Annotated in this window: 1 pseudogene; it reads left to right on the top strand. The window is 71.8% G+C overall.

What is annotated here, in order from left to right:
- A pseudogene (locus FLQ44_RS11080) lies at positions 1 to 496 on the top strand (radical SAM family heme chaperone HemW); the annotation flags it as partial.

The raw sequence follows: 496 nt of genomic DNA, 5'->3' as shown, positions 1-496 counted from the left end.
CCGCCGGGCCTGCGCGATGAGGACAGCGCCTGGGACATGCAGGCGGCCTGCCAGCAGCGCTTGGCCGAAGCAGGCTATGCGCAGTACGAGATCTCGGCCTACGCGCGGCCCGGCCGGCGCAGCCAGCACAACCTCAACTACTGGCAGTTCGGCGACTACCTCGGCATCGGCGCCGGCGCCCACGGCAAGATCACCCTGCCCGCCGAAGAGGCGATCCTGCGGCGCTGGAAGCTGAAGCATCCGCAGGCCTATCTGGACGCCGCTGCCAGCAGCGCGCGAATCGGCGGCGAGCAGCGCCTTGCCGCCGCGGATCTACCCTTCGAGTTCATGCTGAATGCGCTGCGCCTGCTGGACGGCAGCTCGCTGTCGACCTTCGAGGCCCGCACCGGCCTGCCGCGCAGCGCGCTCGACGCCGCCTTCGCGAAGGGCCGGGCGCGCGGCTGGCTGGCGATCGACGGCGAGCGTTTCCGCGCCTCAGCGCTGGGGCAGCAGTTCC

The organism is Vogesella mureinivorans, from assembly GCF_007644035.1.
Lineage (GTDB): Bacteria > Pseudomonadota > Gammaproteobacteria > Burkholderiales > Chromobacteriaceae > Vogesella > Vogesella mureinivorans.
The sequence above is the reverse complement of the archived record's forward strand: the minus strand, read 5'-3'. Positions and strand labels throughout refer to the sequence as shown.